This is a genomic window from Nocardia grenadensis (genome assembly GCF_050942415.1).
In the GTDB taxonomy this organism is placed as follows: Bacteria; Actinomycetota; Actinomycetes; order Mycobacteriales; family Mycobacteriaceae; genus Nocardia; species Nocardia grenadensis.
The window spans coordinates 1,793,537-1,815,631 of sequence record NZ_CP192054.1; the positions used below are offsets into that span (position 1 = coordinate 1,793,537).

Sequence of the window (22,095 nt, forward strand, 5' to 3'; positions counted from 1 at the left end):
TCGTTCAGCGCTGCTGCTCGGAGTTGCAGTCCGGACAGATCCGCACCCTTTCGAGCTAAGTTCGATGGACCTGGACGTTGGTGGCTCCGTTGGAGTGAAACCATTCCTGCAGTTCGGGCCCGTCCAGCACTATCGGCGAGCTCTCGCCTATATCGACGGGGCCTATGACCAGACCTTCGGCTTCCTCGACGTGAGCGCCCTGGATCCGTGCGCGGGAGAGCCTGGTGCGCTCGAAGGTGCAACCACTGAAATCCACTCTGCGGAGATCTGCCCCCGAAAAGGTAACCCGCTGCAGCCGGGCTCCGTGGAAATCCGCCCCCGTCAATTCGGCTACCGAAAGGTCGGCGCGCTGCAGGTCCGCACCTCGGAAAACTGCATGCTGGGCGTGGCAACCGCGTCCCTGCACTTTGCGGAAGTCTGCGCCGGTCAGATCCGCCCGGCTGATGTCGGCGGCTGTCAGCCATGCCGTGTACAGGTCGGTGCCGACCAGCCTCACATCGGTCAGGATCGCTTCGCTCAATTCCGCACCGAGCAGATCCAGGCCGGAAAGATCCGCTCCGGTGAAATCGAGACCATGCCCGCTGAGCAGCATCGATGGACTGCTTTCGGTCGTGGGGTCGGCAGGCAGGGCTGCAAGATAGTCGGCCAGGGCTTGGTGAGCCCTTGGGTTCACCGGCCAGTTACGAACCGCTGCAACAGTGCGGCCGTGGGTGGTCGCCATTTCTACCAGAGCACCTTTCCTTGCCATTCGGGATGGCTCTCCACAAGTTGTCTCAGATGAGCTATCCGAGCCTCTGTCATGCCGCTTTGGTCGATCATCACACCCTCTCCGTCGGCAAGCGAGTCCTCGATCATTTCCACGAACTGATCGTCGGTTTGTGGATTGGGTATGGGCTTACCCGCGACATCGGCCGGCCGATAATCCGGGATCACATCCGGCGAGCTCTTGACATCCCAGTGAATGCCCGACTCTGTATCGACGAATTCGCCGGTATCCTCGCCGTTGGGACCTGGTTGTGCTCGCTCGAGCGGCCCGACTCTACCCGCGTTCTCATTGGTCAAGCCGACCTCTGCCTCCCGCCTCGACTGTGGGCTGACCTTCCCGTTCTTGGCTGGATCCTGCGCAAGTTCCTCTACACGCTTCGCGTATTCGGGTGTACCGGGGGTGTTGCCCGAATTCGAGGGACCGGTCGCATCATCATCGGTGGCTATGTGGACAGCCATGGCGGCGATGGCGGCGATGGCATTGTTGATGCCGTTGGTGGTGAGATCGGGGATGGCGGTGAAAGCGCCGGAGGCGGTGCCGACGGCGAGGACGGTACCGAAGATGGCGAGTAGGCGGCTGATCGACACGGCATTCTTGATGATGCCGGCAGTGGTGGTGACGATTTCGACGGTGACCGCGGCACCACCGCCGGCTGCGGCGGGGGCGGCGAGTCCGGCGCTGAGGGCGGCGGCGACCGCGACGATGCCGACGGTGATGACTACCGCGGCGGCGAGCTCTTTGGTGGCAGTGGCGACTGCGGCCTCGATGTCATCGCGCATCTCCTGGAGTGCGTCACGATGGTCGCCGACGGGGGTGACCAGTGCGCTGGAAGCCTGGGCCAGCATTTCGGCGGCCTGGGTCAGGGTGGTGAGTTTGGCTTCGATCTCGGCGATGTTGGGGTCGGTGCTGCCGGTGAACGTGGCGTTGATACCTTTGATCCGGTAGGCGGCTCCAGTGATGGTGGTGTGTTCGGCGAATGTTTCCCAGGCATCTGCGGCTTTGCCGAGTCTGGTGACATCGCCGTTGGGAATTCGGCCGACCTCTTTCAGGAGTCCGGCGACCGCGCCTTCGTCCAGGCCGGGGCCATTGTCGCCTTTGGCATTGGCCGGTAGTTCCATGCCGGAGTCGTAAAGGGGCTCGGAGTCGGTGGGGCGTTCGGGTTCGGGGCCGCTGGCTGTGGCGCGGTTGGCGTGCCACCAGTTGTAGCCGTTGGCGGCCAGGACATCACCGAAGCGTTGCAGGGCGTTGGCCAGGGTCGCGGCGAGGGTGACGATATCGGTGGCGTGTTTGTTGTAGGCGGTGCTCCAGGCTTCGGAGTCCTTGTGGTCGCCGGCCATCCCTTCGCATTCGTGCAGCAGTGTGCTGTGCAAGGGGCCCAATGCCAGACAGATGTCTCCGGCCAGTAGTCGGCATTTGTTCGCGGCGGCGTAGTACATGCCGGAGTCGATGACCCAGGTCATGGATTATGCACCGTCCAGCATCTTCCTGTTGACCTCGGCTGCGGTGGTGTATCGGGTGTGCGCGGTGCGGGCGGCATCGCTGATATCGGCCAGGCCGGTGGCGAATTCGCGGGCGCCGGTGGACCACAGCCGGTGGGCGTCGCGGTAGGCGTTGGCGGCGACGGTCTCCCAGGCGCCGTCGAGGCCGGCGACTTTGTCGTCGATGAGGTCGAGTTGTTCGGTGAGGTAACCGGCCAGGCCGGCCAGGCGGGCGACGAGGTTGTCGAGTCGTTCGACATCGACGGTGAACTCGGTGCTCATAGATTCAGGCTCGGGAACTGCTGGGAGCTGGCTTCGTCGGTGGCCTGGTAGCTGCCGGCCTGGACACCGAGCTCGGCGGCCATGCCGTCCAGTGCCTGCAGAATCTTGATGCCGCCGTCACGCAGTTCGGTCCAGCCGCCGGCGAATTCGCCGGCGGCGTCGCCGCGCCAACCGTCGGTGAGGAGGGCGTCGACATCCGTGCTCGCCGAATCGAGACCGGAGCGTAGGTTCCGGGCGATATCCGCGACAAACTGTCCAACGGCTCGAACCTCCTCCGGCACAACAGTAATGCTGTCAGTAGGGTTGGGATTCCCCCCTGAATCGACCATGGTTGCGAGGCTATCAGGGGCAAGTCCGGCCCGGCTACCGCTCACGCCCCGTCGGATCGGGCACGTTGGAGACCGGGGTGGTGGCGTGTTCCTGCGACCGAGCGGAGTCGCAAACCGGCACTGGTGGTGGAGGAAACGGATAAGCCTCGTAGGACGCAGTTGCCGGACCTACACGATCCGGGACGGCGTCTCGAGGAGTGGGCGCTCGACCGCGAACGCAACCAGCTCATCTGGCTGATGCCCTACGTGGGCGATGAAGGCCGAGGCCAGTGCCGGTTTCAGCGGCCCGAGCGAAGGGCGGCTACGCTTCTACGATCCCTGCTCGTTCGAGTGCGTCGAGCACATCCTCGGCCGTTTCAGCAGGGTTGCGCCGGGAATCCGCGATCTGCTGGACACACGCCCGTACTCGCCGGTCGTCGATGCTGATCTGTTCGAGGAGGAAATCATCGGGGCTCTTGGCTTCGAGCTGCCAAGGTTCGAGGCTTTCCGCCGGAGAGTCGGTCAGGTTCCAGGTGACGATCATCGTGGCGTGGCATTTGATTGCTCGCCTCGACCGTGAAGGCGGTGGAGCCGATAACAGACCTGTTCGGTGCTGTCCGGACAGAGTGCGCAGCCACCCACCACGAGCGGTGCGGGCCCGGATGGCCATCGATCGCCTAGCCTTTTCGTCCTCTGACTTGTCTCCGCAGGTCGTCGAGCGAACGGCCGTCCGTGGTGCGCCAGCAAAGCCAACCATTGTGCGACCCACCCGCCGCGGCTACCGCGGCAGCGGTCGGAGACGGATACGGGGTGTTCTGGACACGCAGGTCACCGTCCTCCTCCCCGAAGGCTCTGAACCGCGTGTCTTTTCGAGGCTGTTCGAAGATCAGCCGCTGTCCCGGTCTCAGCAGTCCGCGATCGAGCAGCAACCGCATATCTTCGTCGTAGTGCGCTTTCCCCTCGGTCCGGGATTTTGCGGCCGGGCGCACGGGTTCGGCCGGTGTGGGTTTCGGCGGCGTCACGGCGCTCGGTGTCCTCGGGCCGGCCTGCCGCGTCGAGTCCGCCGGTGTGGCGGGAGGAGATGAGGGTAAGGCCGTAGCGGAGGTGCCGAAGACCGCCACACCGCACAGAGCCAGGAAGATAAGTGCCTCGCGCGTGAAAGACTGTGCTTCGGTCCGAATGGCTGCGGGAACTTCTCCGGGAGCAGTGGGGTAGGCATCAACGACTTCCGCCAGTCCGGTTCGCCGGGCGGCCTCGGCCATCGACAGGGCAACCCGGCGAGCCAATACCTTCGGAAAATCGCGTTCTCTACCGAGCGCGAACAGTTGAGTCCACCGCTGATCGGCGCGGAACATCGGAAGATGGTCGGCCGCGGGATCGGCATGGCCGATACGAACGCGAGTCCGGTTGTCTGCAGCCGCACCGAGCAGGATGACGGTTGCACACTTGTTCAACTCCTCGAAGTCCCCCGCGGCCGCCGCGTCGGCTCGCGGTATGGCGAGAACGTACCCATCCCATCCGGCGCGACTGAGAATCCTGATGCCGTGGGGATCTCCGTGCGGGAGATGGACCTGCACAGTGCAACCACGGGAACTGCTCCGCATGAGTCCGACTCTAATGCGCATCACAGCAGAGGTAATCCGGATGCCGAACGTGCAGACCTCGGGTAGCTCATGGCTTGTCGCGGCGTTCGGGCAGCGTCACCGCCAGGATCAGCACGGCGAGTGGCAGGCCGATCGCGATGACGAATCCGAGCGTGATCACTGTTCGGTCCGGTGCTGTGTAGTGATTGCCGATCCCAAGGGATACTCCTGTGTTCCGGTGATCAGGTCGGCGGCTTGGGTGACCACCCACCACGGGGTGCGAGGCTCGAGGGCGCCGACGTGGGGGATCACCACCGCGTCCGCGGCGTGCTCCAGGGCGTACTGGACGGCGATCAGCGCGGCCAGAACGGCGACGGTATCCGTGTGGACGGTGTGGACGATGGCCAGCCGATGTTTCCGCGTCAGTGCTTCATAGGTTGCCGGGTCGTGGGTGCTGTGCAGGAGGGCAACCGCCCGTGTCGGTGCGTCCGGTTCCGTCACAGTGCTTGCCCCTCCACGATTCGATATGGACGTACCAGGAGCGAGCCGCACGTCCTCGGCCCGGCCGTCACTGGTGGTCCTCGAGGTACTGTCCCGCGAGCCGGAACCGGGGGCAGTTGTGTTTGGTGTGGTCGGCCATCAGGTGGATGGCGTGCGCTCGCCCGCGGATGGGGTCGGTACTCTTGCAGGCTGCCGGGTGGTCGAGGTGGCGGAGGCCGACGGCGACGCGCTCGAGGAGGTCGAGGTTGCGGGTGTGCCAGAGTCGGAGGGTGGCCGCCATCGACTGGTTGTGCGCGCGCCTGGTGGGGAGTTTCGGTAGTTCCTGACGCAGGTGGTCGTCGACCGGGGCGGTACCGGAAGGGATCGGATCCACGCGGACCGGCTCGCGGACGGTGGTTTCGGTTGAAGGAACGGGCATAACGGTCGGCTCCGGGTTCTGTCGGGGCGAAAGTCGAGCGTGCGCCTCTGCGGATTGCGGTAATGATTGGTTTCAGCATTGCTGTGTTCTTGCGGCAGAAGGACACACCGAACCCGTACGGAGGCCGTACCCTGGCGGTATTACAGCGGAGGGGAGGACGCCGAAAGATGACGATTATCAGGTGGACTGGGCTCGAGGTCGCCGCGCTGCGTACAGCGTTGCGGGATACGCAGGTTCAGTTCGCCGACCGGATCGGTTGTTCGATCGAGTCGGTCGGCAAATGGGAGCGCAGGGGCGCCGACATCACGCTGGGTGCGAAGTACTCCGAGTGTATGGACACCGCCCGCAGGAGGCTCGACGAGGAGCAGCGGGCGCGGTTCGCTGCCGCGCGTCAGTATCCGCCGGGCCCACTTCGGACCCCCAACGAAGACCTATCCTCGTCGAGCAGGGCAGGCCTTGTTTCGGGAGTAAAGGAAATCGATGACATGAAGAGACGTGAGTTCGGCAAGTTTGCCGTTGTAGCCGCGACGACTGCGGCATTCCCTGAAAGCCATAGCCACGGTTCGTCTGTGAAGGTTGATGACCGGCTGATCGATGAGATCGAATCGGCTCTGTCCGGCGCGATGGAGCAGGACGACCGATTCGGGCCGTGGTTGGCGCTGCGGTCGGTCTTGGACCAGCAGAGCATGATCCGCTCGATCCTGCCGGACTGTCCCACTCGGTTTCGGTCACGCCTGATTTCCGTTTACGCGAACGTGACGAGGTTTGCCGGCTGGTTGTATTTCGATATGGGCGACCATGCCTCCGCGAGCCGGTGCTATGAAATCGGCCGCATGGCCGCCCATGAATCCGGTGATGCCGAGCTGGCGGCGTTCACTCTCTCGCACATGAGCCACCTCGCGGTATGGAGCGGCAACCCACGTTTGGGGGCGGACCACGCCGAAGCAGCGTTGAGTTGGGCACGCCGGTCCCGTGACCCCCTCCTGATCGCCGACACTGCCGAAATGGCCGCACGAGCCTACGCACTGATTCCGGGTGAGGAGTCGGCGGTGCTGGCTGCCTTGGACGAGAACGAGAGCTGCGCCGCTGAGAATCCGCAACCGGAAAAGTCGCTCGCCTACTTCTATGGTCCTGGTTTTGCCGCCGCCGCGCGAAGTTCGTGCCTGAGGCAGCTCGGCTACGCTGACCGTGCCGCGGACGCCGCCAGGGAATCTCTCGACCTGATCGAACCGTCGTTCGTGCGTGCCCGCGCCTTCTCGAAGCTGGAGCTCGGCAACGCGCATATTCGTCAGCATGAGATAGAAGCGGCGGTCTGCGCGTTTGTCGAAGCAGCCGAATTGGCGGATCGCAACAACAGCGGGCGACTCGTCGAGTCTCTCCGCGAATCCCGAGCCCTGCTCACTCCATGGAACGGTCTGCGTGAGGTACACGAATTCGATGAGCGCTTGGATACCTATGGCTTCGCAACAGGCAGCTCCAGAACGTAGTAGTCCAACGAATCGATGCCCGCGCCTTCCGGGAGCACCCGACGCCCGACAGGCTTCAAGCGCGGCTGTCCGATCAGGGAGTGGACCGCGACCGCGCCAGGCATCACCGAGTAGGCGACTCGATGTTCCGGGCGACCGGTCAGTATGCGATACACCAAGGCCCGCCCGATTCCTGTGCGACGCCGTTCTGGGTGCGCTGCCAGTCCGGCAAGCACGAACGTCCGACCTGGCCATTCCTCAACGAACCCTGGTGTCAGCAGGTGCCCGCGCACGCCGTGCCACCACGATCCGCCGGGGGTTGAGGGATATCCATATGCAGCACCGATAAGCCCAGATTCATCCTGTGCCACTGCAAGGGAGCCGGCCGAGAGCAGCCCCGGCAATACCTTGCGATGCCGCATTTTTTCGTATTCCGTCCACCGGTGTGGGGGTGCTGAGAACGCGAGATCGTAGAGATCTGCCACGGTCTCGATGAACTTCGAGACTGAGGCCGAATCCACGATCTCCAGGCGCATATTCTTGGGATATCGCACCCGCTACAGATTACCAGGTCGGGCACACGCAGACATATCGGCAGATTCAGCGGATTCAGAACGCGATGCTCTACTCGCCGGTGGATTCAGTGCCGTCAGTGGACGCGAGGTGCTCGTTTTCGAAGGGGACAATACCTGCCGAATTCGGCCGGTGTCTATGACAGTTTTCGAATGACGTTGTCGTAGCGATCTTGGATATGATCTTCTTTTATCTTGCCGTTTCCTGCTTGGCGAAGGAAGACCAATAGATCCTTTACGTTCAAGGGTAGGATAAAACCTCTTGTATTCGTCACGATGCGCTGCATGTGCTGATAGTAGCTAGCCTTCATTTCTCCGCGGAATACAAGAACAACGAAACGTCCGCCAACGTCGTTCATGTAGTACGCGACCTGGTGGAAGTCGTCCGCGTGCAATTCCTCATAATTTTTGCACTCCCAGATAACTTGAACTGCGTCGTATCGCGTTCGGACATACTCCCAGAACCCGCTGGTTGCTCTGTTTGCGGCCACCCAATCACGAATTATTCTTCCGTCGTGGTTTCGAACACGCATCTCAATATTCACTAGGCTCCTGAAGAAGCATAGTTTCAAGGCTTCGCCCACGATCTCCTCGAAGTCTGAAGCTCCCGCGGCGCCGGGTGGTATGCCTTCCAGCATTGCTATAGCAAATTCGATATTGTCAGTGTATTCGCTGGGGTTGAGCCCACCGGGTAAATCTTCGATGATACCCTTTTTTTCCGAACTCGTCCTTATCTGACAGGTCCCGTACCAGCGCATCTTGGAGATCAAGTGCGTCCCAATAGCACCTGTGGATTACGATGTCTGTTGTATCCGAGACGGGTGGCGGGCTGGTGTCTAGGGGTCCCAGTGCGCGGAATTTTGGATTCTTACCAGAACTTCGTATGCCTACAAATCCGATGTCGTATAAAAGTCGTATGAACTTTTCCGGTGACGAATTCTCGTACAACCACGAACCGCAAAGTCTCACCACCTCTGCATCGTTGTGGAGCTTTCTGACGAAGGATTCGACCCCTCCGAATGTAAAAGCAGTACCTAATCCGTAAAATCGCGAGAGGACGACAGAAATCCGCGGATAATTCTCCGAGTATTCGTCTCCGAGGTCTCTGAATCGGTTATCGGAAAAACGTCGCCTTGCTTGCTGAATGTCCTCAATCTGTATCTTGGTATGGCCCGCTGACTGTGCTGCTTCTACCGCGTGGCTGCAGTATATGAGCACATCCCGGGGGCGTCGTTGGCAGTATTCCAATACGCTCTTCCACGCATCTTCTGGATGCTCGAAGAAGACATTCCATGTACCGCCTCTGAGGTCGAATTTGGCTGTTAGGTTTCTGTTCAGTCTCCGCTCGACCAACTCGAGTAACTGCCGCTCGGTCCATTCCATTCCTACAACTGCTGTCTCGATCCGAGACGATTCGGTGTCCAATGCGCGAACCCGCTCAAAAATATTTTCACGGAGAAACAAGATGGCGCGGGCATTAGGGACCTGAGTGGACACTTCCTGGCAGGCATGCATGAAAGCGGTCAGATAGATGAGCCCTTCATCGCTGCCTTCCCAGTAGTCGTCAATGCTGTCTATGAGGACGGTTTGGGTAGAGAGTACATTGGACCACATGCTCTTCATGCAATCGGCAATCTGTTTGGCGATCTTATTTTCGCGGAGCCACTTTTCGTCATCGCCCTCGGCTAGGGCGCCACTGATACGTGATATCAAATGAAGGCAGCGTAAATCGAAATCCAAGCCTGCAAAGTTGTCCAGCTCTTGCTGTACATCAGTGGGGAGGGAGATCCGCGTGGAGTATCCATCGAGCCATATCGATAACACTTCGATCTGGATGGCCCGTCTGAATGCGGAAACCAAGGAACGAAATGGCTTTTGTTTCATGCTCCTCAGCAGCTCAACTTCCTGTAAAGTTGAAGAAGGGCTGAATATTTCTGGAACTATTACCCTGGTTGAGTCGCCATTGAAGTCGCAGTACCGTCTGACGGCAGTCTTTCCTGTTCCCCGTCGTCCGACGAAGAATACTTTCCCGCTTTCAGGATCAGATGCAGCGGCCAGTGCTGGAGTATGTACATAGATCGCGGGATCGTCCAGAGCGGTATCGTATTCGGCGAACGACTGTCCTATGTTGATTTTAGAGATCGCGCCTTTGGGAAGCTTAATGGTAGTGGTCGATTCGGCTGAACTCCCAACGTTGCCTTCTGATGGCGAGGGCCGCGGGGGCTCAGAGAAAGTTTGGTGCGTCCTTCTGGACTTGCGCCTTCCCAAAGAAGGCACCTCCTTGAGTTTGGTATTGGGCCGATGGGCGACGACGAATAGTTGGTCGATCGCTGTGCGTTTAAGGCAAGACCGCCTGGTGTCCGTGCGATAGCTTTTCAAAGTGAATGTGTGCCTGTTGCATGTTGTGTTCGCGGTCGACGCCTCTGATCGGTTCCTCGTAGGTGATGCCGTCGACGGCTAGGTCGGAGGTTGGGAGGCCGGACTTTTTGCGGTATTCGGAGGCGAGTTTGGTGGGGAGTTGGCGGCCGTTAGCGTCGTAGAGGGCTTCGCGTTCGTACTTCTGGAGGACGGGGAACTGGGTTCGGTAGATCGTCAGGAGTTCGTCGGCGGTGATGCCGAGCATGACGGCGACGATTGCGTCGATTTCGATCAGGGCCTGGCGGCGGTCGGCAGCACGGCGGAGGGGGGTTTCGGACGTCCAAATAGGCCCGGAGGTGGCGAGGGTGGTGTCAGTTGGCGCGGAGGCATTGGGCGTCCACGAATCCCTTTGCCAGGAATCTTGATACAGCTCGCTCCACAGGTCGGCGAATGCGGATACCTGGCAGTTCAGACGAAGGGTGCGCAATATCAGTTGGTCTGTTAGAAGGTGGCCGACTGGACATGGGAGTTGGAGCCAGATAGAGGCCTTGATGTGGGAGTTGCCGATCACTTTGATCACAAAGTCGGCTACTAGGGAATGGCTGACACCGGCGAGGATCGCGAGTTTTCGATTGTCGCCAGTGAAACTGAGGCTTTGGACAGCGTTCACATGAGTTGGGCCGGGTGGTAGCAGGGCAGATTGGAGCGTGCGAACGTGCCCGCTATTGCACATCTCGCGCCAAGCCAGCCGAAAAAAGCATGTGCTCGATTTTGCTTCCCAGTGTGGATATCCTGCGATGTAATCCTCGAAGCGCCGCGCACGCTGGTAGTTGGTCCTTGGGATAAAGGTTTCTGAAATGCCGTCTAGGTCAATACGGGAATAATCGTTTTGGCTCCTCATCGACGGGTTGCCCTCTTGATAGATCGGAGTGGCGGTCGTGAAGTGTGGACCCTGCAGGATTACATCGTTCCAACTCTCGGGGACAGTAGAGCCTGATTCGAAGTAGCCGAGTTTACGGTCGGCCGATTCGTGCCACCCTGCGGTCCAGTGGAAGTTGGTGTCTGCCAGCCGAGGTGAGGCGATGATCTTCTCCAGCACCTCAACACTGGCGCGGTTGACCGGGTACAACATTCGCGCCTCGATAGCAGGAGTTCCTGGCTCGTCGACCAGGGCTGCCCAGTCGGCAAGTTCAGTCTCGGTGACCTCGATTATGCGTTCAGCATGCGGCCGCATATCCCATCGCCCCTCAGGGTCTTTCACACCAGGGGCGGGGCCGTCTCCGTCGTGGCGTAGTGATCGAACTGGGACGTCGGGGTGGTACAGGGCTGAAGCCTGCAGAAACTTCACTTCGGAGTCGACACCGTATATGTGCACACCGTATTGCTTGTTGTGGTCTACCTCGGAGAACAAATTCAGTTCGTTGCGAAACTGCCAATGGCGCTTCAAACGCCGATAGCTTGCCCGTCGAAGCCCAGTCGCCCGCGTCTCGGTGAAATGACTCTCCGGATGGATAAGTGAGACGATCCCGTTCGCTCCTATCGATCGCCAGGTGCGTTCCATGAAGCATCGGTACATGTCCGGCTGCAGACCTCCGAGGACTGGCCGATCGATTCCAGATCCGAAATGCTCGCTCTGTCCCGTCTGGCTCGCACGCTCGTTAAGAAATGTCGTACGCACGGGGAGAATAGCTAGCGTCGCGGTTCGTTTCTCCCGCTTGGCGGCTTCCGATGGCTTATCCGCTAACTGCCACCATGGATCGAATTCTGCCAGCACAGCAGCCTCATCCCAGTCCGGTCGCACCCATGGCGGGTTACCCACCTGTAGATCGAACCCGCCACGTTCGAACACCGCAGCGAAGTCCAGTTCCCAATGGTGAAATCCTTGTGCTTGGGCAATTTCCGCCGCCACGCCCAACCACGGAAACTCCTGGACTGCCGCGTTGATCGGCTTCGCTTGCGCGAACGTGCGGTCGGTGTCTTCCGCGGAATCCAGTTCGTACCAGCTCAGGTCACCGGCGAAACTCGTCTGCCCGTACTTTTCGAATTTCCCGGCTTTCGGTGCGATTCCGAGCACTGCTTCGAGCCCGCCGACCCACTGAGCCCAGTCGGGTGCGGCCAGATCGGTGGTTACCGGCCAGGACCAGAGTGCACACCAGGCGTCCATCACTCGACGCAGTCGGCGGTAGGCCCCGTTCTCGTCGTATAGGATCGCTTCGATCTGTTCCCGTTCGATTCCAGGGCCGGGTTCGACGGATTCTTGGCCCCACAGGTGCAGATCGCGGCGGATGGATTCCTCGGCAATGGTGAGCCGCCGAAGTGTCAGCTCCCACAGTGTCTCAACCCGCTCCGCCAGGGCCGCCAGCCGACGAGCGATGTCCTTGGACGGCGTCTTGCGAATATCGTTGCGCCACAGTCGTAGTTCTTCTCGCTTCTCCGGAGCGTGGGTTTTGGCCTCGGCGGTGTCCACCACCGCGCCCCAGCCGTCGGCGGGGAGGAGGAAGTGGTGGATGCCAGCCGCGATCTCTTGGCCCAGCGGGATATCCGTGGGCACGGTTTTCAGCCATGCTTTCTTCGCGAGATGGGTCGGTTGGTAGACCGCCCGCCGGGCACCGATCAGTGAGTTGCCGCGTCGCAGGTGGAGGCCGAACCAGGGGGCTTGGAGGCCGGCGACCATGGTGTCTAGCCAGAGGGAGATTTCGGCGAGTTCGACGGCGGTGGCGTTCAGGTCGACCCCGTACACCTGGTGTAGGGCGATATGTGCCTTCACCTTTTGCAGTTCCACCGGGTAGCGGTCGGGTTCGATTCGTTTGTCGAGATCGTGCTGCTTGCGAGTCAGGTATTCGGCCGCGAGCTGCCGGACGGCTTCGATGGCGAACGCGCCTGACCCGAGGGCAGGCTCGCAGATCGTGAGTTGGAGGATTTCTTCGGGAGTGGTGCGGGTGCCGTTCTGGTCGAGCAGTTCTTCGAGCGCTTGCGAGACGACGAACTCGGTCAGCACCTCGGGGGTGTAGTACGACGCCGACTGCTGGCGTTCGCGGCCGGCGAGGCGGAAGACGAAGGTGCCTTTGCGGTGGACGACCGGTTTCAGTTCGTGGGTGTCGGGGTCTTCGGCGCGGACGAAATCGGATTCCGAGAGGTGGTCCGCGCGGTCCACCGGCACCACCCAGGAACCCTTTTCCGGGTCGCCGTTCTTTGCGACCTCGTACAGGTCTTCTTCGGCGAAGAACCCGGTGTAGGACATCAGCCCCTCGTACACTGCGCCGAGCTGGTTGATGCCGAGTTCGGCGTAGCTGATGAACCCCCGGTCGGCGCCCTTGCGGGACTTGCTTTCCTTGGTGAGCAGGAGGTGGGCGAGGACCTGCTGGGTCGCCTCGTTGCCGAGCCCGACCTCGTCGATGAGTGCGGTGGCCTTCGGCGAGAACAGGTCGGCGCGGAGGGGGTTGAACTGGAGGCCGGGTGCGGGATCGTCGGTGATGTTCTCGCGGACGGCAGGCGTGTGCCCCTGGTCGACCAGGTCGAAGAGTTTCTTCAGCGACTCGTACAGGTGTGTCCCGGTGCGGGCGCGGTGGGAGACCAGTTCGGTGAGGGTGAGTTCGCGGAGCCGGTCGAGACCGTAACCCTCCTCGTATTCGGCGGCACCGGTCGGCAGCACCTGCATTTCCGGGGACGCTTCCGCATACAGCAGGAACAGGATCCGATACAGGAACCTCAGCGAGTGTTTGGCGAGTTCGTTCGCGTCGATACCGTCCATCGTCAGTCCGCGTTCGCGGCGCCGCCGGACCACCTCGTTGGCGATGATTTCGATGGAGAGCCGGATACCTTCGCGCAGGTCCTTGGACACCCCGACCGTGTGCTTGACGGAGTCTTCCAGCACCCCGGCCCACCAGATATTCCCGTCGGCGTCCGGTTTCAGTGATTGCGCGCCGAAGATCGCGGCCGTCCGGTCGACCTCGCCGCCGCGGGCTTCGTGTTTGCGTTCGGCGACCACGAGGAGGTCGACGGCGAGGTAGCGGCCCTCGGCCCAGCGTTCGGCTTCGGCGAGCAGGTGCCATGGGCCGGCTTGGACGACGATGAAGGCGGGTGGGGTGTCGGAGCGGAAGGCGGCGGAGACGGCTTTCGAGAGGGATTCGATGGGTTTGCCGTCTTCGGTGGCGGGGGTGATGAGGTGGCCGGTGTCGGGGTCGAGGAGGTCTTCGAGGGTGGCGGCCGGGCTTGCTTGGAGGAACAGGATGTCGGGGGTGCCGGCGAGTTGGGCGGCGGGGATGAGGAGGTCGGAGCCGGCGCGTTCGGTGGTGAAGTCGGTGAGTTCGCCGGGGTAGCCGAAGACGGTGCGGAGGTGGGCGTGGGCTTTGGGGGCGGCGTCGGGGTTTTCGGTGAGGGCGGCGAGGGCGGTTTGCAGGTCGCGGGCGGCGGTGAGGAAGCGGCTGCGGACGGTGTCGCGGCCCTCCTTGGCTTCGGCGTCCCAGCCTTTGCGCAGGTCCATGACCTTGCCGTGGAACGACTCCTTCACCGAATCGGTGGTGAAGTAGTGTTCGCTGATCCAGTCCTCGCCGACGACGATGGAATCGAAGGAAGCCACGGTTACTGCTCCTGTTCGGGGACGATCACCAGCAGGGGGCGCACCAGCTGCTGGGTGGGGGCGAGGGATTCGGCGAGGCGCTGCTCTTCGGCGATCCGGCGGGACAGTTTGTCGACCTTGCTTTTCCGGCTGCCGAACAGGTCGAGTTGTTCGGCGGCGGAATACCAGCGGTCGGCGCGGCGGCGCCAGGCGGCGAGGCGCTCGGTGGCGGTGGCTTCCTGCTGGTCGAGGACGAGTTTCATCGACTCGCCGGCCTTGTCGACGGCGATCGGGATCAGCTCGCGTAACCGGTGTGGGTCGGGGAGGGCGCCGGGGTTGGCGGTGCCGGGGCGCAGGCCGGTGTCGGTGAGCAGGAAGTCGAGGTCGGAGTGGGTGTTGACGAGGGCGAAGGAGGGGCTGGCCGGGTTCGGGAAGACGACGGTGGAGAAGACGCGGGAGACGAGCTGGCCGCGGCGGTTCATGAGGGTGCCCATCAGCAGGACGGTGGGGGCGTCGAGGGTGCCGCGGATGGCGAAGATCTGGTTGCGGCCCAGGGCGCTGAGGGCGCGGTCGCTCGCCCAGTCGAGGACGGGGTGCAGGGGGCCGAGGAAATGGGCTTCGGGCCAGGTGGTGTTGTCGATGCCCTTGCCCTGTTTGGCGGCGCGGAGCTGGGCGTCGCCTACCTGGGTGGAGGTGGCGAGTTTGAGGCGTTCGAGGACGCGGCCGTGCTGGAGGTAGTTCTGCGGGAGCTGGATCAGGCGCTGGCGCAGGTCTTTCGGGGGAACGAGTTCGGCGATGCCGTGGTCGCGATGGACGGTCCAGCCGACGCCGCCGGCTGCCGGGTCGGCGTGGGGGACGTCGTTGAAGGCGGCGCGCAGGGCTTCGTCGAGGAAGGAGACGTCGTCGGGATACAGGCTCTGGCGGGGTTGTTCGGGTAGTTCGGGCGCTTCGTCGGCTTCGACGTCCATCTGGGCGAAGAAGGCGTCGATATCGTCGCCGTCGAGTACTTCGTCGATGCTGCGGACCTGGTCGTCGAGAGTTGTTTTGCGGGCCAGGACGTCGCGGATCGCGGACTCCTCCTCGCCGACACTGTGTTTGCCCATCAGGGAGGCGACGTCGCCGAGGGTGGTGTGGGCCTGGTTCTCCTTCTCCAGCAGGCGGGACAGGACGCGGAGGTCGCCGGAGAATTCGGGGTCCGACGGTTCCAGGATCAGGGAGGAGATCACGGGTGGGCGGCGCTGGCCGTAGCGGTCGATACGGCCGTTGCGCTGCTCGATGCGGATCAGGGACCAGGGGATGTCGTAGTGGATGAGGTGATGGCATTGGGCGTGCAGGTTCACGCCCTCGGAGGCGACATCGCCGGTGACGAGGATGCGGAGGGGGGAGGTTTCGAGTTTGAAGCTGTCGACGATCTGCTGCTGTTCGATATCGGAGAGGCCGCCGTGCAGCATGGCGATGTTCTCCGGTTTCAGGCCCAGTGCGTCGGGCAAGGATTCGGTGAGCCATTTGAGCGTGGCGATGCGCTCGGCGAAGACCACCGCGCGCATATCCGACTTCGGGCCGACGCCGATCTCCCGTAGGCGCTGGATGAGCGCGGCCTGTTTACCGGCTGATTCGGTGAAGGCCTTGTCGTTGAGGTCGGCGAGAGTGTCGAGGGCGGTGAGTTCGGTGCGCTGCTCGGGGGTGTGCGGGCCGCCTTTTTCCGTCAGTTTGCGGCGGCGCTGGTCGATCGATTCACGCAGCGCGGCGGGGGAGGAGAGGAACGCTTTCGCCAAGGTCCAGGGGAACAGGGATTTCGCTTCGCCGGAGTACGGGGAGGCGCCGGTGCTCGGGTGCAGCCAGACCTGGGCGAGTTCGCGGGCGACCGCGTCCTCGGCGGGTGAGGGCTGGACCAGGCTGTGCACGGGTTCGGCGCGTTCGGCCCAATCGCTGCCGACCTCCGCGGCCACCTCGTCGTGATGGCGGTGGCGGCGGATCAGCAGGGCGGAGACCTCGTCCTTGCTGAACGAGCCGTCGGCGGCGACAGCGGTGGGATCGAGGAGGCGCAGGAGTTCGGCGAAGGAATCCTCGCGGCCGTTGTGCGGGGTCGCCGAGGCGAGGATCAGGGCTTCGGTGTTCGGGGCCAGGACGCGGGCGAGTTCGTTGTTCTGGGTGCCGACGTTGGTGAGGTTGTGGGATTCGTCGATGACGATCGCGTCCCAGTGCTGGCGTTCCAGATGTGCCTTGTAGCGGGGGCTTTTGAGGGTGTCGATGGAGATGATCGCGCGCTTGTAGTAGGTGAAGGGGTTGCGGGTGGCGGGGAGCTTCTGGCGCACCTTCTGGATGCCGGCGGAATCGAGTCGCACGAAGGGCAGGGCGAAACGGCACCACAGTTCGTGCTGCATCTGCTCGAGGACATGGCGGGGCGTGACGATGAGGATGCGTTCGCCGCGGCCACGCTGCACGAGTTCGGACAGGATCATGCCGATCTCGAGGGTCTTGCCCAGGCCCACCGCGTCGGCGAGCAGAATGCGGGGGCGGATAAGCCGGGGGTCCAGGGCCTTGGCGACGGCGGCGCGCTGGTAGCCGAGGGAATCGGCGAGCATACGGGTGGAGACGGTGAGGGTCTGGTCGCCGTAGGGGAACGGGGTCTTGCGCAGCAGTGCCTCGAGCCAGAGGCGGGCGTCGCGGTAGCCGGAGGAGCCGTCGGGGACGACCTCGGCGTCGGCGGGGTCCAGGACCTGGATCTCGTCGAGGGAGTGGTAGAAAGTCGCGGTGGTGTCGGCCACGAGCTCCGACAGGCCGCGCACTCGCAGCAGCCAGCCGTCGGACCCTTGTTCGCGGGCGGTGACCAGCCATTCTTCGTCGCGGACCACGACTATGGAGCCGGGCGCGACATTGAGGTCGTCACTCGGTTGCGCGAGGGTCATCGAGAGTGCTCCTGCTGTGTCGACGATCGAACGAATCAACTTAGTACCGCTCGCGGACCGCTGTTCGTTTCCGACTTCTCTGCGCAGTCTGACGAGGGTCCCCTGAGAGTTCATTGTGGGGGAGGTAGCTCCTCGGTCGCGGTGATTCCGGCCGACTCCTGCTCGCTCGAGCTGTTCGACTCTCCGGGGTGTCATCCGTTGGCGCGCATGGTGGGTGGGGCGGGCCGGCCGAACCGCGAGTTCGTCGACGGATACGGTGAAGCTGCGGTCGCGCGCCGGTAGCTCGGTCCTGTTCAGTGCCGGTGCTGCGGGCAGTAGGCGTCGACCGCCGCGAGATGAGGCGGTGGACCGGCTGACGCGATTGCAGGGGCAGATGGACGCGCGGTACGGCGGAGCGGATCGCCGCGTCCGGGAGCTGGCGGAGCTGATCGAGAACATCCGGCGGTGAGGCGGTCGAGGTCATCGCGGCCCGGCCGTCGCTCGCCGGATGAAACACCCTCGGCACCGCATCCGGTCCGGGCCGCAGGGGCGTTACGGTGTACGCCGACCTGCCACGCGACCCCGGCCGCCGCCGCGGAAACTTCGGAACGAGGAGCCCATGTCGGGATATGTGTTCGATACCAAGCACGACCGCTACCCGGTGGCGGCCCATGTCTTTCTCATCGAGCACGGCCGAATCCTGTTGTTGCGGCGGGCCGGTCGTGGTTACGCCGACGGGCGGCTCGGGCTGCCGGCCGCCCATGTCGACCGCGGCCGGGCGCTGACCGAGTCGGTGGTCCGTGAGGTTGCCGAGGAACTCGGTATCACCCTCGCCCCGGATGATCTACGCCCGAGCGGCACGATGTTCCGCTGGGCCGGAGAACCTCGGGTCGATATCTTCTTCGCCGCGGAGTCGTGGCAGGGCACACCGGAGATCCGTGGGCCACACAAGTGCAGCGAACTCATCTGGGCCGACCCGGACAATCTGCCCGGGGACACGCTCGATTTCGTGGCCACCGCATGGGCGGATGCGCGAGCGGGCCGGATATTGCGGGAATTCGGTTTCGCGTCGGTCCCGATGTGAACGTGACCGGGTGCTCCGGTACGGCACCGCGGACCGCCGAGCGTGGTCGGCCGTGCCTATCAGGTCGGATACGGCCCGGATGAACTGCGGCGATATCAAGTCCGACTTGTTCGCGGGGGAGTTGTGTATTGGCCCGGCGCCCGGGTGGGGTGGTGTGCTGCGGGGGTGAAATTCTCCGCACTCGTTCAGCTCGTCTCATTCGACCGCCGCCGGCTCGCCGCCGCCGCACTGGCGGTGTCCGCGCTCTCGGCGGCGACCGCATGCGAGGCAAGTCCCGGCACCACGGTCGCGACCGCGCCGGCCAGTACTACCGACCACACCGTGACGACGCAGCAGTTCGCCGATCTGGAAGCGGCGCACGGTGCGCGACTGGGGGTGTTCGCGGTGGACACCGCCGACGGCCGCAGTGTCGCCTACCGTGACGGTGAGCGGTTCCCGATGGCTTCCACGTTCAAGGGTCTCGCGTGCGGTGCGTTGCTGCACGAGCATCCGCTGTCGTCGGGGTTCTTCGACCGAGTGATCCGGTACCCGCGTACCGACCTCGTCGCGAACTCGCCGGTGACCGAGCAGCACGTCGATACCGGGATGACGGTGGCCGCCCTGTGCGACGCCGCCATCACCGTGTCCGACAACACCGCCGGCAACCAGATCCTGAAACTCCTCGACGGACCCGCGGGCTTCACCGCGTTCCTCCGCACCCTCGGTGACGACACCTCGCGACTGGATCGCTGGGAAACCGAGCTGAACACCGCGATCCCCGGCGACGAACGCGACACCACCACCGCCGCGGCGCTGGCCGCCGACTATCGCGCGCTCGTGGTCGGCGACACCCTCGCGGAACCCGAACGCGCGCAACTGGCCGCGTGGCTCGTCGCCAGCGCGACCGGTGGCAATCGCATCCGGGCGGGACTGCCCGCCGACTGGAAGGTCGGCAACAAAACCGGGTCCCCGGCGTACGGTTCCGCCCTCGACGTTGCCGTGGCCTGGCCGCCGGGGCGGGCTCCGCTGGTCATCGCGGTGCTCACCACCAAATCCGAGCAGGATGCCGAACCGGCCAACGATCTCGTGGCCGCCGCCACCCGGGCCGCTGTGGAAGCACTCGGGAACAGCCCGGTCGGCTGACGCGGTACTCGGTCACCTCCCGGACCGAGCTGTGGGCCTACCGGCGACCGGTCGATTCCGGTAACCCGCGCGGTGTGGTCGAGAGGCGTGGTCCGGACCGCGGCGTGTGGGCCAGGCCGAGATGGTGCCGCTGTAGACGGTGAACCCGCGCCCCTTGAACTGGCACCCGAAGCTGCCGTGGAACCCTACATCGCAGCGCGCGCCGGCGTGTTCGACGTAGGGCCCCCACGTGCCCACTCCGGTTTTGACGTCGCTGATCTGCGGGTTTCCGCCGGGCAGCGTACGGCGTGCCACTGTCGAAGGTCGGGTGCGCGGGCAGTCACGATTGGTCGATGACGATCTCGTTCGTCTGCAACGGGATCGGCAGAAAGCGGTATTGGAGGCGGGTGGGTTGCGCGATGTCGCAGCCGACCGTTCCGTCGCCGTAGATGGCGCAGCTGAAGGTTCCGGCGGTGAAGTGCACGGTGTCCGCTTCGGCGTGGGCGGGTGCGGTCAGCAGTAGCGGCGCCGGTCCCACGGCTGCCAGCACGCCGGCTGCGACGGAGGGGCGGCCACACTCTTCGGCGATCAGCCGTGACCGGCAGTGCGACGTGGATGGTCGAGCGCGGCGTAGAATCGGCTGCGTCAGAGGGCCGAACCTATGCAACAGCGATGGTGGATTTGGATTGCCGCGTTCCTGACGACATTGGGAATGTGCGCGGTGTTCGCGTGCAGTAGCGGCACCCGACCCGAGCGCGCTCCGCCCGGTCCGGCGACCTCCGGGGTAGGGGCGCCCGTACTGGTCGCGAAGATAGACAACAGCCCGCGGGCACGGCCACCGGTCGGGCTCGCAGCCGCCGATATGGTCTACGTCGAGCCGGTCGAGGGTGGTTCCAGCCGGTTGGCTGCCGTGTTCTCGACCGACAAACCCCCGGTGATCGGTCCTATCCGAAGCGCGCGGGAAACGGATCTGACGCTGTTGGACCAGTTCGGGGACCCGACGTTGGCATCCTCCGGTGCCGCGCCCGAGCTGGTTGCCTCCGTCGATCGCTCGTCGCTGCAGAACGCCTCGGCCGATCGGCAACCCGGCGCGTACTACCGCGACTACAGTCGCGACGCCCCGCACAACCTGTTCGTCCGCTCGGATCGGTTACCCGTGGGCGGCGGCTGGCCGCCGGCTTCGCAACCGTACTTCGGTCCCACGCCTGCCGGTGGCCGACTCACACAACATCAGGAAGCGCGGTATCCGGATACGCTGATCGGTTTCGACTGGTCACCCGAACATCAGCGGTGGCTGGTGTCCATGGATGGTGCCGCCTACACCGGAGCCGATACCGGGCAGGTCATGGCAGGTACGGTCGTGCTGCAGAGTGTGCAGGTGCAGGACTCGGCCATCAGCGATACCGCGGGCAGCGTCTCACCCCTGGCCCGGACGACCGGTAGCGGTCGGGCACTCGTCCTCCGTGACGGTCGAGCGTTCCCGGCCGAGTGGTCCCGGCCCTCCCCGCAGGCCGGCACAACCTATACAACGTCCACCGGTACCGCCATCCCCGTCGCGCCGGGGCAGGTGTGGACTGTCCTGATTCCAGCGCAGCTCTGGTCACCGGGGGCGTAAGCACCGCGAGCGATATCGTCGCCGCTTCGCACGTCCTACCGCGACTGCCCGTGCACCTGTATGGCGGGATTGATCATGTCCATGATTGCGAAGAAATCCGAAAGCCGCGCCGCCGGAGCCGATATCGTCCACACGGTATTGATGTGGCACGCGGCCGAGTTCGGCGCATCGACTTCCCGTCGATGGTCGAGGGGATGCCCCAGTACTGTGGACTGTGTCGAGCACGAAGCAGCGAAAGGGTCAATTGATATGAATTCGGGTTCCGCGGCCGCCATGGAGAATATTCGTCAGGGCTACCTCAATGGCGATCCTGTCGCCACCGCCCTCTTCATTCCCCTGTTCTTCATCGCGGGCGCGTTCGCGCTCCTGCAGGGGCAGCCTTTCTGAGCCCTCTGCCACAGAGACAGCCGGACTACCCCAGGACGGGCGTGTCTCGCGTGCCAACGCGCGGGACACGCTTCTCGGTCGCCCGCGGGACCTGCATTCCGGGTGCTCGTCGCACTCGGAGGTGCGGCGCCTGCGCGATGAGCTGTGACCGGATAGTTTCTCGTGCGAATTTCTGGTGTCCGCGCCGCCCGCACTCCAGGAGACAAATCTCCAAGTCGGTGCGTGGCGGCTCGGCACATACTCCACTCATGAGTATCGAGCAGATCACGCCGAAATTGATCATCGAGGGCGCCGACGCGGCGATCCGCTACTACACCGACGTATTCGCTGCCGATCTTCAACAGCGGCATGAGGCGGATGGCAGGGTGGTTTTCGCCGCGCTCGGACTTCCGTGCGGAGCCGTATTCGAGGTGAAGGACGCCGACGATATCGACCACGACCCACTGCGGCTCGGCGGTCGCGGTCTTCTTCTCTCCGTACTGTCGGCCGATCCCGACCGCCTCGCCCGGCAGATGGTGGAGGCGGGTGGCGAGATCGTGTTCGAGGTGGCGGATCAGCCGTACGGGGCGCGTCAGGGGCGGGTGCGGGATCCGTTCGGTCACGAGTGGATCGTCGGGAAACCGATCCCGTGAGGCGGGGTGCGCGCCGTGATCTGTTCCAGCACCGAAATCGGATCGCGCCCGAGTTCGCGCCGATCGTGATCAGGAATGCCACATCGGCCGACCGCGAA

20 protein-coding genes are annotated in these 22,095 nt (G+C 63.7%); 6 read left to right on the plus strand and 14 right to left on the minus strand.

Annotated elements, in window-relative coordinates:
• Window positions 1-55 precede the first annotated feature (55 nt).
• From ACQPYS_RS08060 to ACQPYS_RS08095, 8 genes are all read right to left on the minus strand, one after another.
• The gene (locus ACQPYS_RS08060) at window positions 56-721 is read right to left on the minus strand and encodes a pentapeptide repeat-containing protein (RefSeq protein ID WP_433492183.1); all 666 of its coding nucleotides are present in this window, start codon (window positions 719-721) and stop codon (window positions 56-58) included.
• A gap of 2 nt (window positions 722-723) precedes the next feature.
• Window positions 724-2,226, minus strand: coding sequence for a hypothetical protein (locus tag ACQPYS_RS08065; protein ID WP_433492184.1), 1,503 nt, complete (start codon window positions 2,224-2,226; stop codon window positions 724-726).
• A 3-nt stretch (window positions 2,227-2,229) separates the two neighbouring features.
• The gene (locus ACQPYS_RS08070) at window positions 2,230-2,526 is read right to left on the minus strand and encodes a WXG100 family type VII secretion target (protein WP_433492185.1); all 297 of its coding nucleotides are present in this window, start codon (window positions 2,524-2,526) and stop codon (window positions 2,230-2,232) included.
• A complete protein-coding gene (locus ACQPYS_RS08075) occupies window positions 2,523-2,855 on the minus strand; it encodes a WXG100 family type VII secretion target (protein ID WP_433492186.1) in 333 nt (110 codons plus the stop codon). The genes ACQPYS_RS08070 and ACQPYS_RS08075 overlap by 4 nt, the downstream gene beginning before the upstream one ends.
• Before the next feature lie 301 nt (window positions 2,856-3,156).
• Entirely contained in the window at window positions 3,157-3,378 is a 222-nt protein-coding gene (locus ACQPYS_RS08080; RefSeq protein WP_433492187.1) for a hypothetical protein, read from the minus strand.
• Between the two features lie 133 nt (window positions 3,379-3,511).
• On the minus strand, window positions 3,512-4,438 hold the full coding sequence (locus tag ACQPYS_RS08085; RefSeq protein WP_433492188.1) for a hypothetical protein: 927 nt from the start codon (window positions 4,436-4,438) through the stop codon (window positions 3,512-3,514).
• Window positions 4,439-4,594: 156 nt separating this feature from the next.
• Window positions 4,595-4,918, minus strand: a complete 324-nt coding sequence (locus tag ACQPYS_RS08090; RefSeq protein ID WP_433492189.1) for a hypothetical protein — start codon at window positions 4,916-4,918, stop codon at window positions 4,595-4,597.
• A 67-nt stretch (window positions 4,919-4,985) separates the two neighbouring features.
• A complete protein-coding gene (locus ACQPYS_RS08095) occupies window positions 4,986-5,336 on the minus strand; it encodes a hypothetical protein (RefSeq protein WP_433492190.1) in 351 nt (116 codons plus the stop codon).
• A 167-nt stretch (window positions 5,337-5,503) separates the two neighbouring features.
• On the opposite strand from ACQPYS_RS08095, the gene ACQPYS_RS08100 reads away from it, so the two are divergent.
• Complete coding sequence (locus tag ACQPYS_RS08100; protein WP_433492191.1) at window positions 5,504-6,823, plus strand: helix-turn-helix domain-containing protein; 1,320 nt, start codon at window positions 5,504-5,506, stop codon at window positions 6,821-6,823.
• Here ACQPYS_RS08100 and ACQPYS_RS08105 read toward each other — a convergent pair.
• The 5 genes from ACQPYS_RS08105 to ACQPYS_RS08125 form a co-directional block, all read right to left on the minus strand.
• Complete coding sequence (locus ACQPYS_RS08105) at window positions 6,790-7,338, minus strand: GNAT family N-acetyltransferase (RefSeq protein ID WP_433492192.1); 549 nt, start codon at window positions 7,336-7,338, stop codon at window positions 6,790-6,792. The two genes, ACQPYS_RS08100 and ACQPYS_RS08105, sit on opposite strands and share 34 nt — an antisense overlap.
• Window positions 7,339-7,511: 173 nt before the next feature.
• Complete coding sequence (locus ACQPYS_RS08110) at window positions 7,512-8,012, minus strand: hypothetical protein (protein ID WP_433492193.1); 501 nt, start codon at window positions 8,010-8,012, stop codon at window positions 7,512-7,514.
• A 22-nt stretch (window positions 8,013-8,034) separates the two neighbouring features.
• Window positions 8,035-9,642 (minus strand): P-loop ATPase, Sll1717 family, encoded by a 1,608-nt coding sequence (locus ACQPYS_RS08115; protein WP_433492194.1) that lies wholly within the window; start codon window positions 9,640-9,642, stop codon window positions 8,035-8,037.
• A 70-nt stretch (window positions 9,643-9,712) separates the two neighbouring features.
• Window positions 9,713-14,311, minus strand: coding sequence for an Eco57I restriction-modification methylase domain-containing protein (locus tag ACQPYS_RS08120; RefSeq protein WP_433492195.1), 4,599 nt, complete (start codon window positions 14,309-14,311; stop codon window positions 9,713-9,715).
• 2 nt (window positions 14,312-14,313) lie between these two features.
• Complete coding sequence (locus tag ACQPYS_RS08125) at window positions 14,314-17,199, minus strand: helicase-related protein (protein WP_433492196.1); 2,886 nt, start codon at window positions 17,197-17,199, stop codon at window positions 14,314-14,316.
• Window positions 17,200-17,797: 598 nt separating this feature from the next.
• Here ACQPYS_RS08125 and ACQPYS_RS08130 point away from each other — a divergent pair.
• Together ACQPYS_RS08130 and bla are read left to right on the plus strand one after the other, a co-directional pair.
• Window positions 17,798-18,262 carry an NUDIX domain-containing protein gene (locus tag ACQPYS_RS08130; RefSeq protein ID WP_063036697.1) on the plus strand — a complete coding sequence of 155 codons (465 nt, stop codon included), beginning with the start codon at window positions 17,798-17,800 and terminating at the stop codon, window positions 18,260-18,262.
• Window positions 18,263-18,427: 165 nt separating this feature from the next.
• Entirely contained in the window at window positions 18,428-19,384 is a 957-nt protein-coding gene (gene bla / locus ACQPYS_RS08135; RefSeq protein WP_433492197.1) for a class A beta-lactamase, read from the plus strand.
• A 319-nt stretch (window positions 19,385-19,703) separates the two neighbouring features.
• On the opposite strand, the gene ACQPYS_RS08140 is transcribed toward bla, so the two are convergent.
• Window positions 19,704-19,913, minus strand: coding sequence for a hypothetical protein (locus tag ACQPYS_RS08140; RefSeq protein ID WP_433492198.1), 210 nt, complete (start codon window positions 19,911-19,913; stop codon window positions 19,704-19,706).
• Between the two features lie 111 nt (window positions 19,914-20,024).
• Between ACQPYS_RS08140 and ACQPYS_RS08145 the strand changes: the two genes are divergently transcribed.
• From ACQPYS_RS08145 to ACQPYS_RS08155, 3 genes are all read left to right on the plus strand, one after another.
• On the plus strand, window positions 20,025-20,978 hold the full coding sequence (locus ACQPYS_RS08145) for a DUF3048 domain-containing protein (protein WP_433492199.1): 954 nt from the start codon (window positions 20,025-20,027) through the stop codon (window positions 20,976-20,978).
• Window positions 20,979-21,053: 75 nt separating this feature from the next.
• Window positions 21,054-21,365 (plus strand): hypothetical protein, encoded by a 312-nt coding sequence (locus ACQPYS_RS08150; RefSeq protein WP_433492200.1) that lies wholly within the window; start codon window positions 21,054-21,056, stop codon window positions 21,363-21,365.
• 248 nt (window positions 21,366-21,613) lie between these two features.
• On the plus strand, window positions 21,614-21,997 hold the full coding sequence (locus ACQPYS_RS08155) for a VOC family protein (RefSeq protein WP_433492201.1): 384 nt from the start codon (window positions 21,614-21,616) through the stop codon (window positions 21,995-21,997).
• The last annotated feature ends 98 nt before the right edge of the window (window positions 21,998-22,095 follow it).

Coding starts and splice junctions, on each gene's coding strand:
- ACQPYS_RS08060 (WP_433492183.1), bottom strand. CDS start 721: ATGGCGACCACCCACGGCCGCACTGTTGCAGCGGTTCGTAACTGGCCG.
- ACQPYS_RS08065 (WP_433492184.1), bottom strand. CDS start 2,226: ATGACCTGGGTCATCGACTCCGGCATGTACTACGCCGCCGCGAACAAA.
- ACQPYS_RS08070 (WP_433492185.1), bottom strand. CDS start 2,526: ATGAGCACCGAGTTCACCGTCGATGTCGAACGACTCGACAACCTCGTC.
- ACQPYS_RS08075 (WP_433492186.1), bottom strand. CDS start 2,855: ATGGTCGATTCAGGGGGGAATCCCAACCCTACTGACAGCATTACTGTT.
- ACQPYS_RS08080 (WP_433492187.1), bottom strand. CDS start 3,378: ATGATCGTCACCTGGAACCTGACCGACTCTCCGGCGGAAAGCCTCGAA.
- ACQPYS_RS08085 (WP_433492188.1), bottom strand. CDS start 4,438: ATGCGGAGCAGTTCCCGTGGTTGCACTGTGCAGGTCCATCTCCCGCAC.
- ACQPYS_RS08095 (WP_433492190.1), bottom strand. CDS start 5,336: ATGCCCGTTCCTTCAACCGAAACCACCGTCCGCGAGCCGGTCCGCGTG.
- ACQPYS_RS08100 (WP_433492191.1), top strand. CDS start 5,504: ATGACGATTATCAGGTGGACTGGGCTCGAGGTCGCCGCGCTGCGTACA.
- ACQPYS_RS08105 (WP_433492192.1), bottom strand. CDS start 7,338: ATGCGCCTGGAGATCGTGGATTCGGCCTCAGTCTCGAAGTTCATCGAG.
- ACQPYS_RS08110 (WP_433492193.1), bottom strand. CDS start 8,012: ATGCTGGAAGGCATACCACCCGGCGCCGCGGGAGCTTCAGACTTCGAG.
- ACQPYS_RS08125 (WP_433492196.1), bottom strand. CDS start 17,199: ATGACCCTCGCGCAACCGAGTGACGACCTCAATGTCGCGCCCGGCTCC.
- ACQPYS_RS08130 (WP_063036697.1), top strand. CDS start 17,798: ATGTCGGGATATGTGTTCGATACCAAGCACGACCGCTACCCGGTGGCG.
- ACQPYS_RS08145 (WP_433492199.1), top strand. CDS start 20,025: ATGCAACAGCGATGGTGGATTTGGATTGCCGCGTTCCTGACGACATTG.
- ACQPYS_RS08150 (WP_433492200.1), top strand. CDS start 21,054: ATGTCCATGATTGCGAAGAAATCCGAAAGCCGCGCCGCCGGAGCCGAT.
- ACQPYS_RS08155 (WP_433492201.1), top strand. CDS start 21,614: ATGAGTATCGAGCAGATCACGCCGAAATTGATCATCGAGGGCGCCGAC.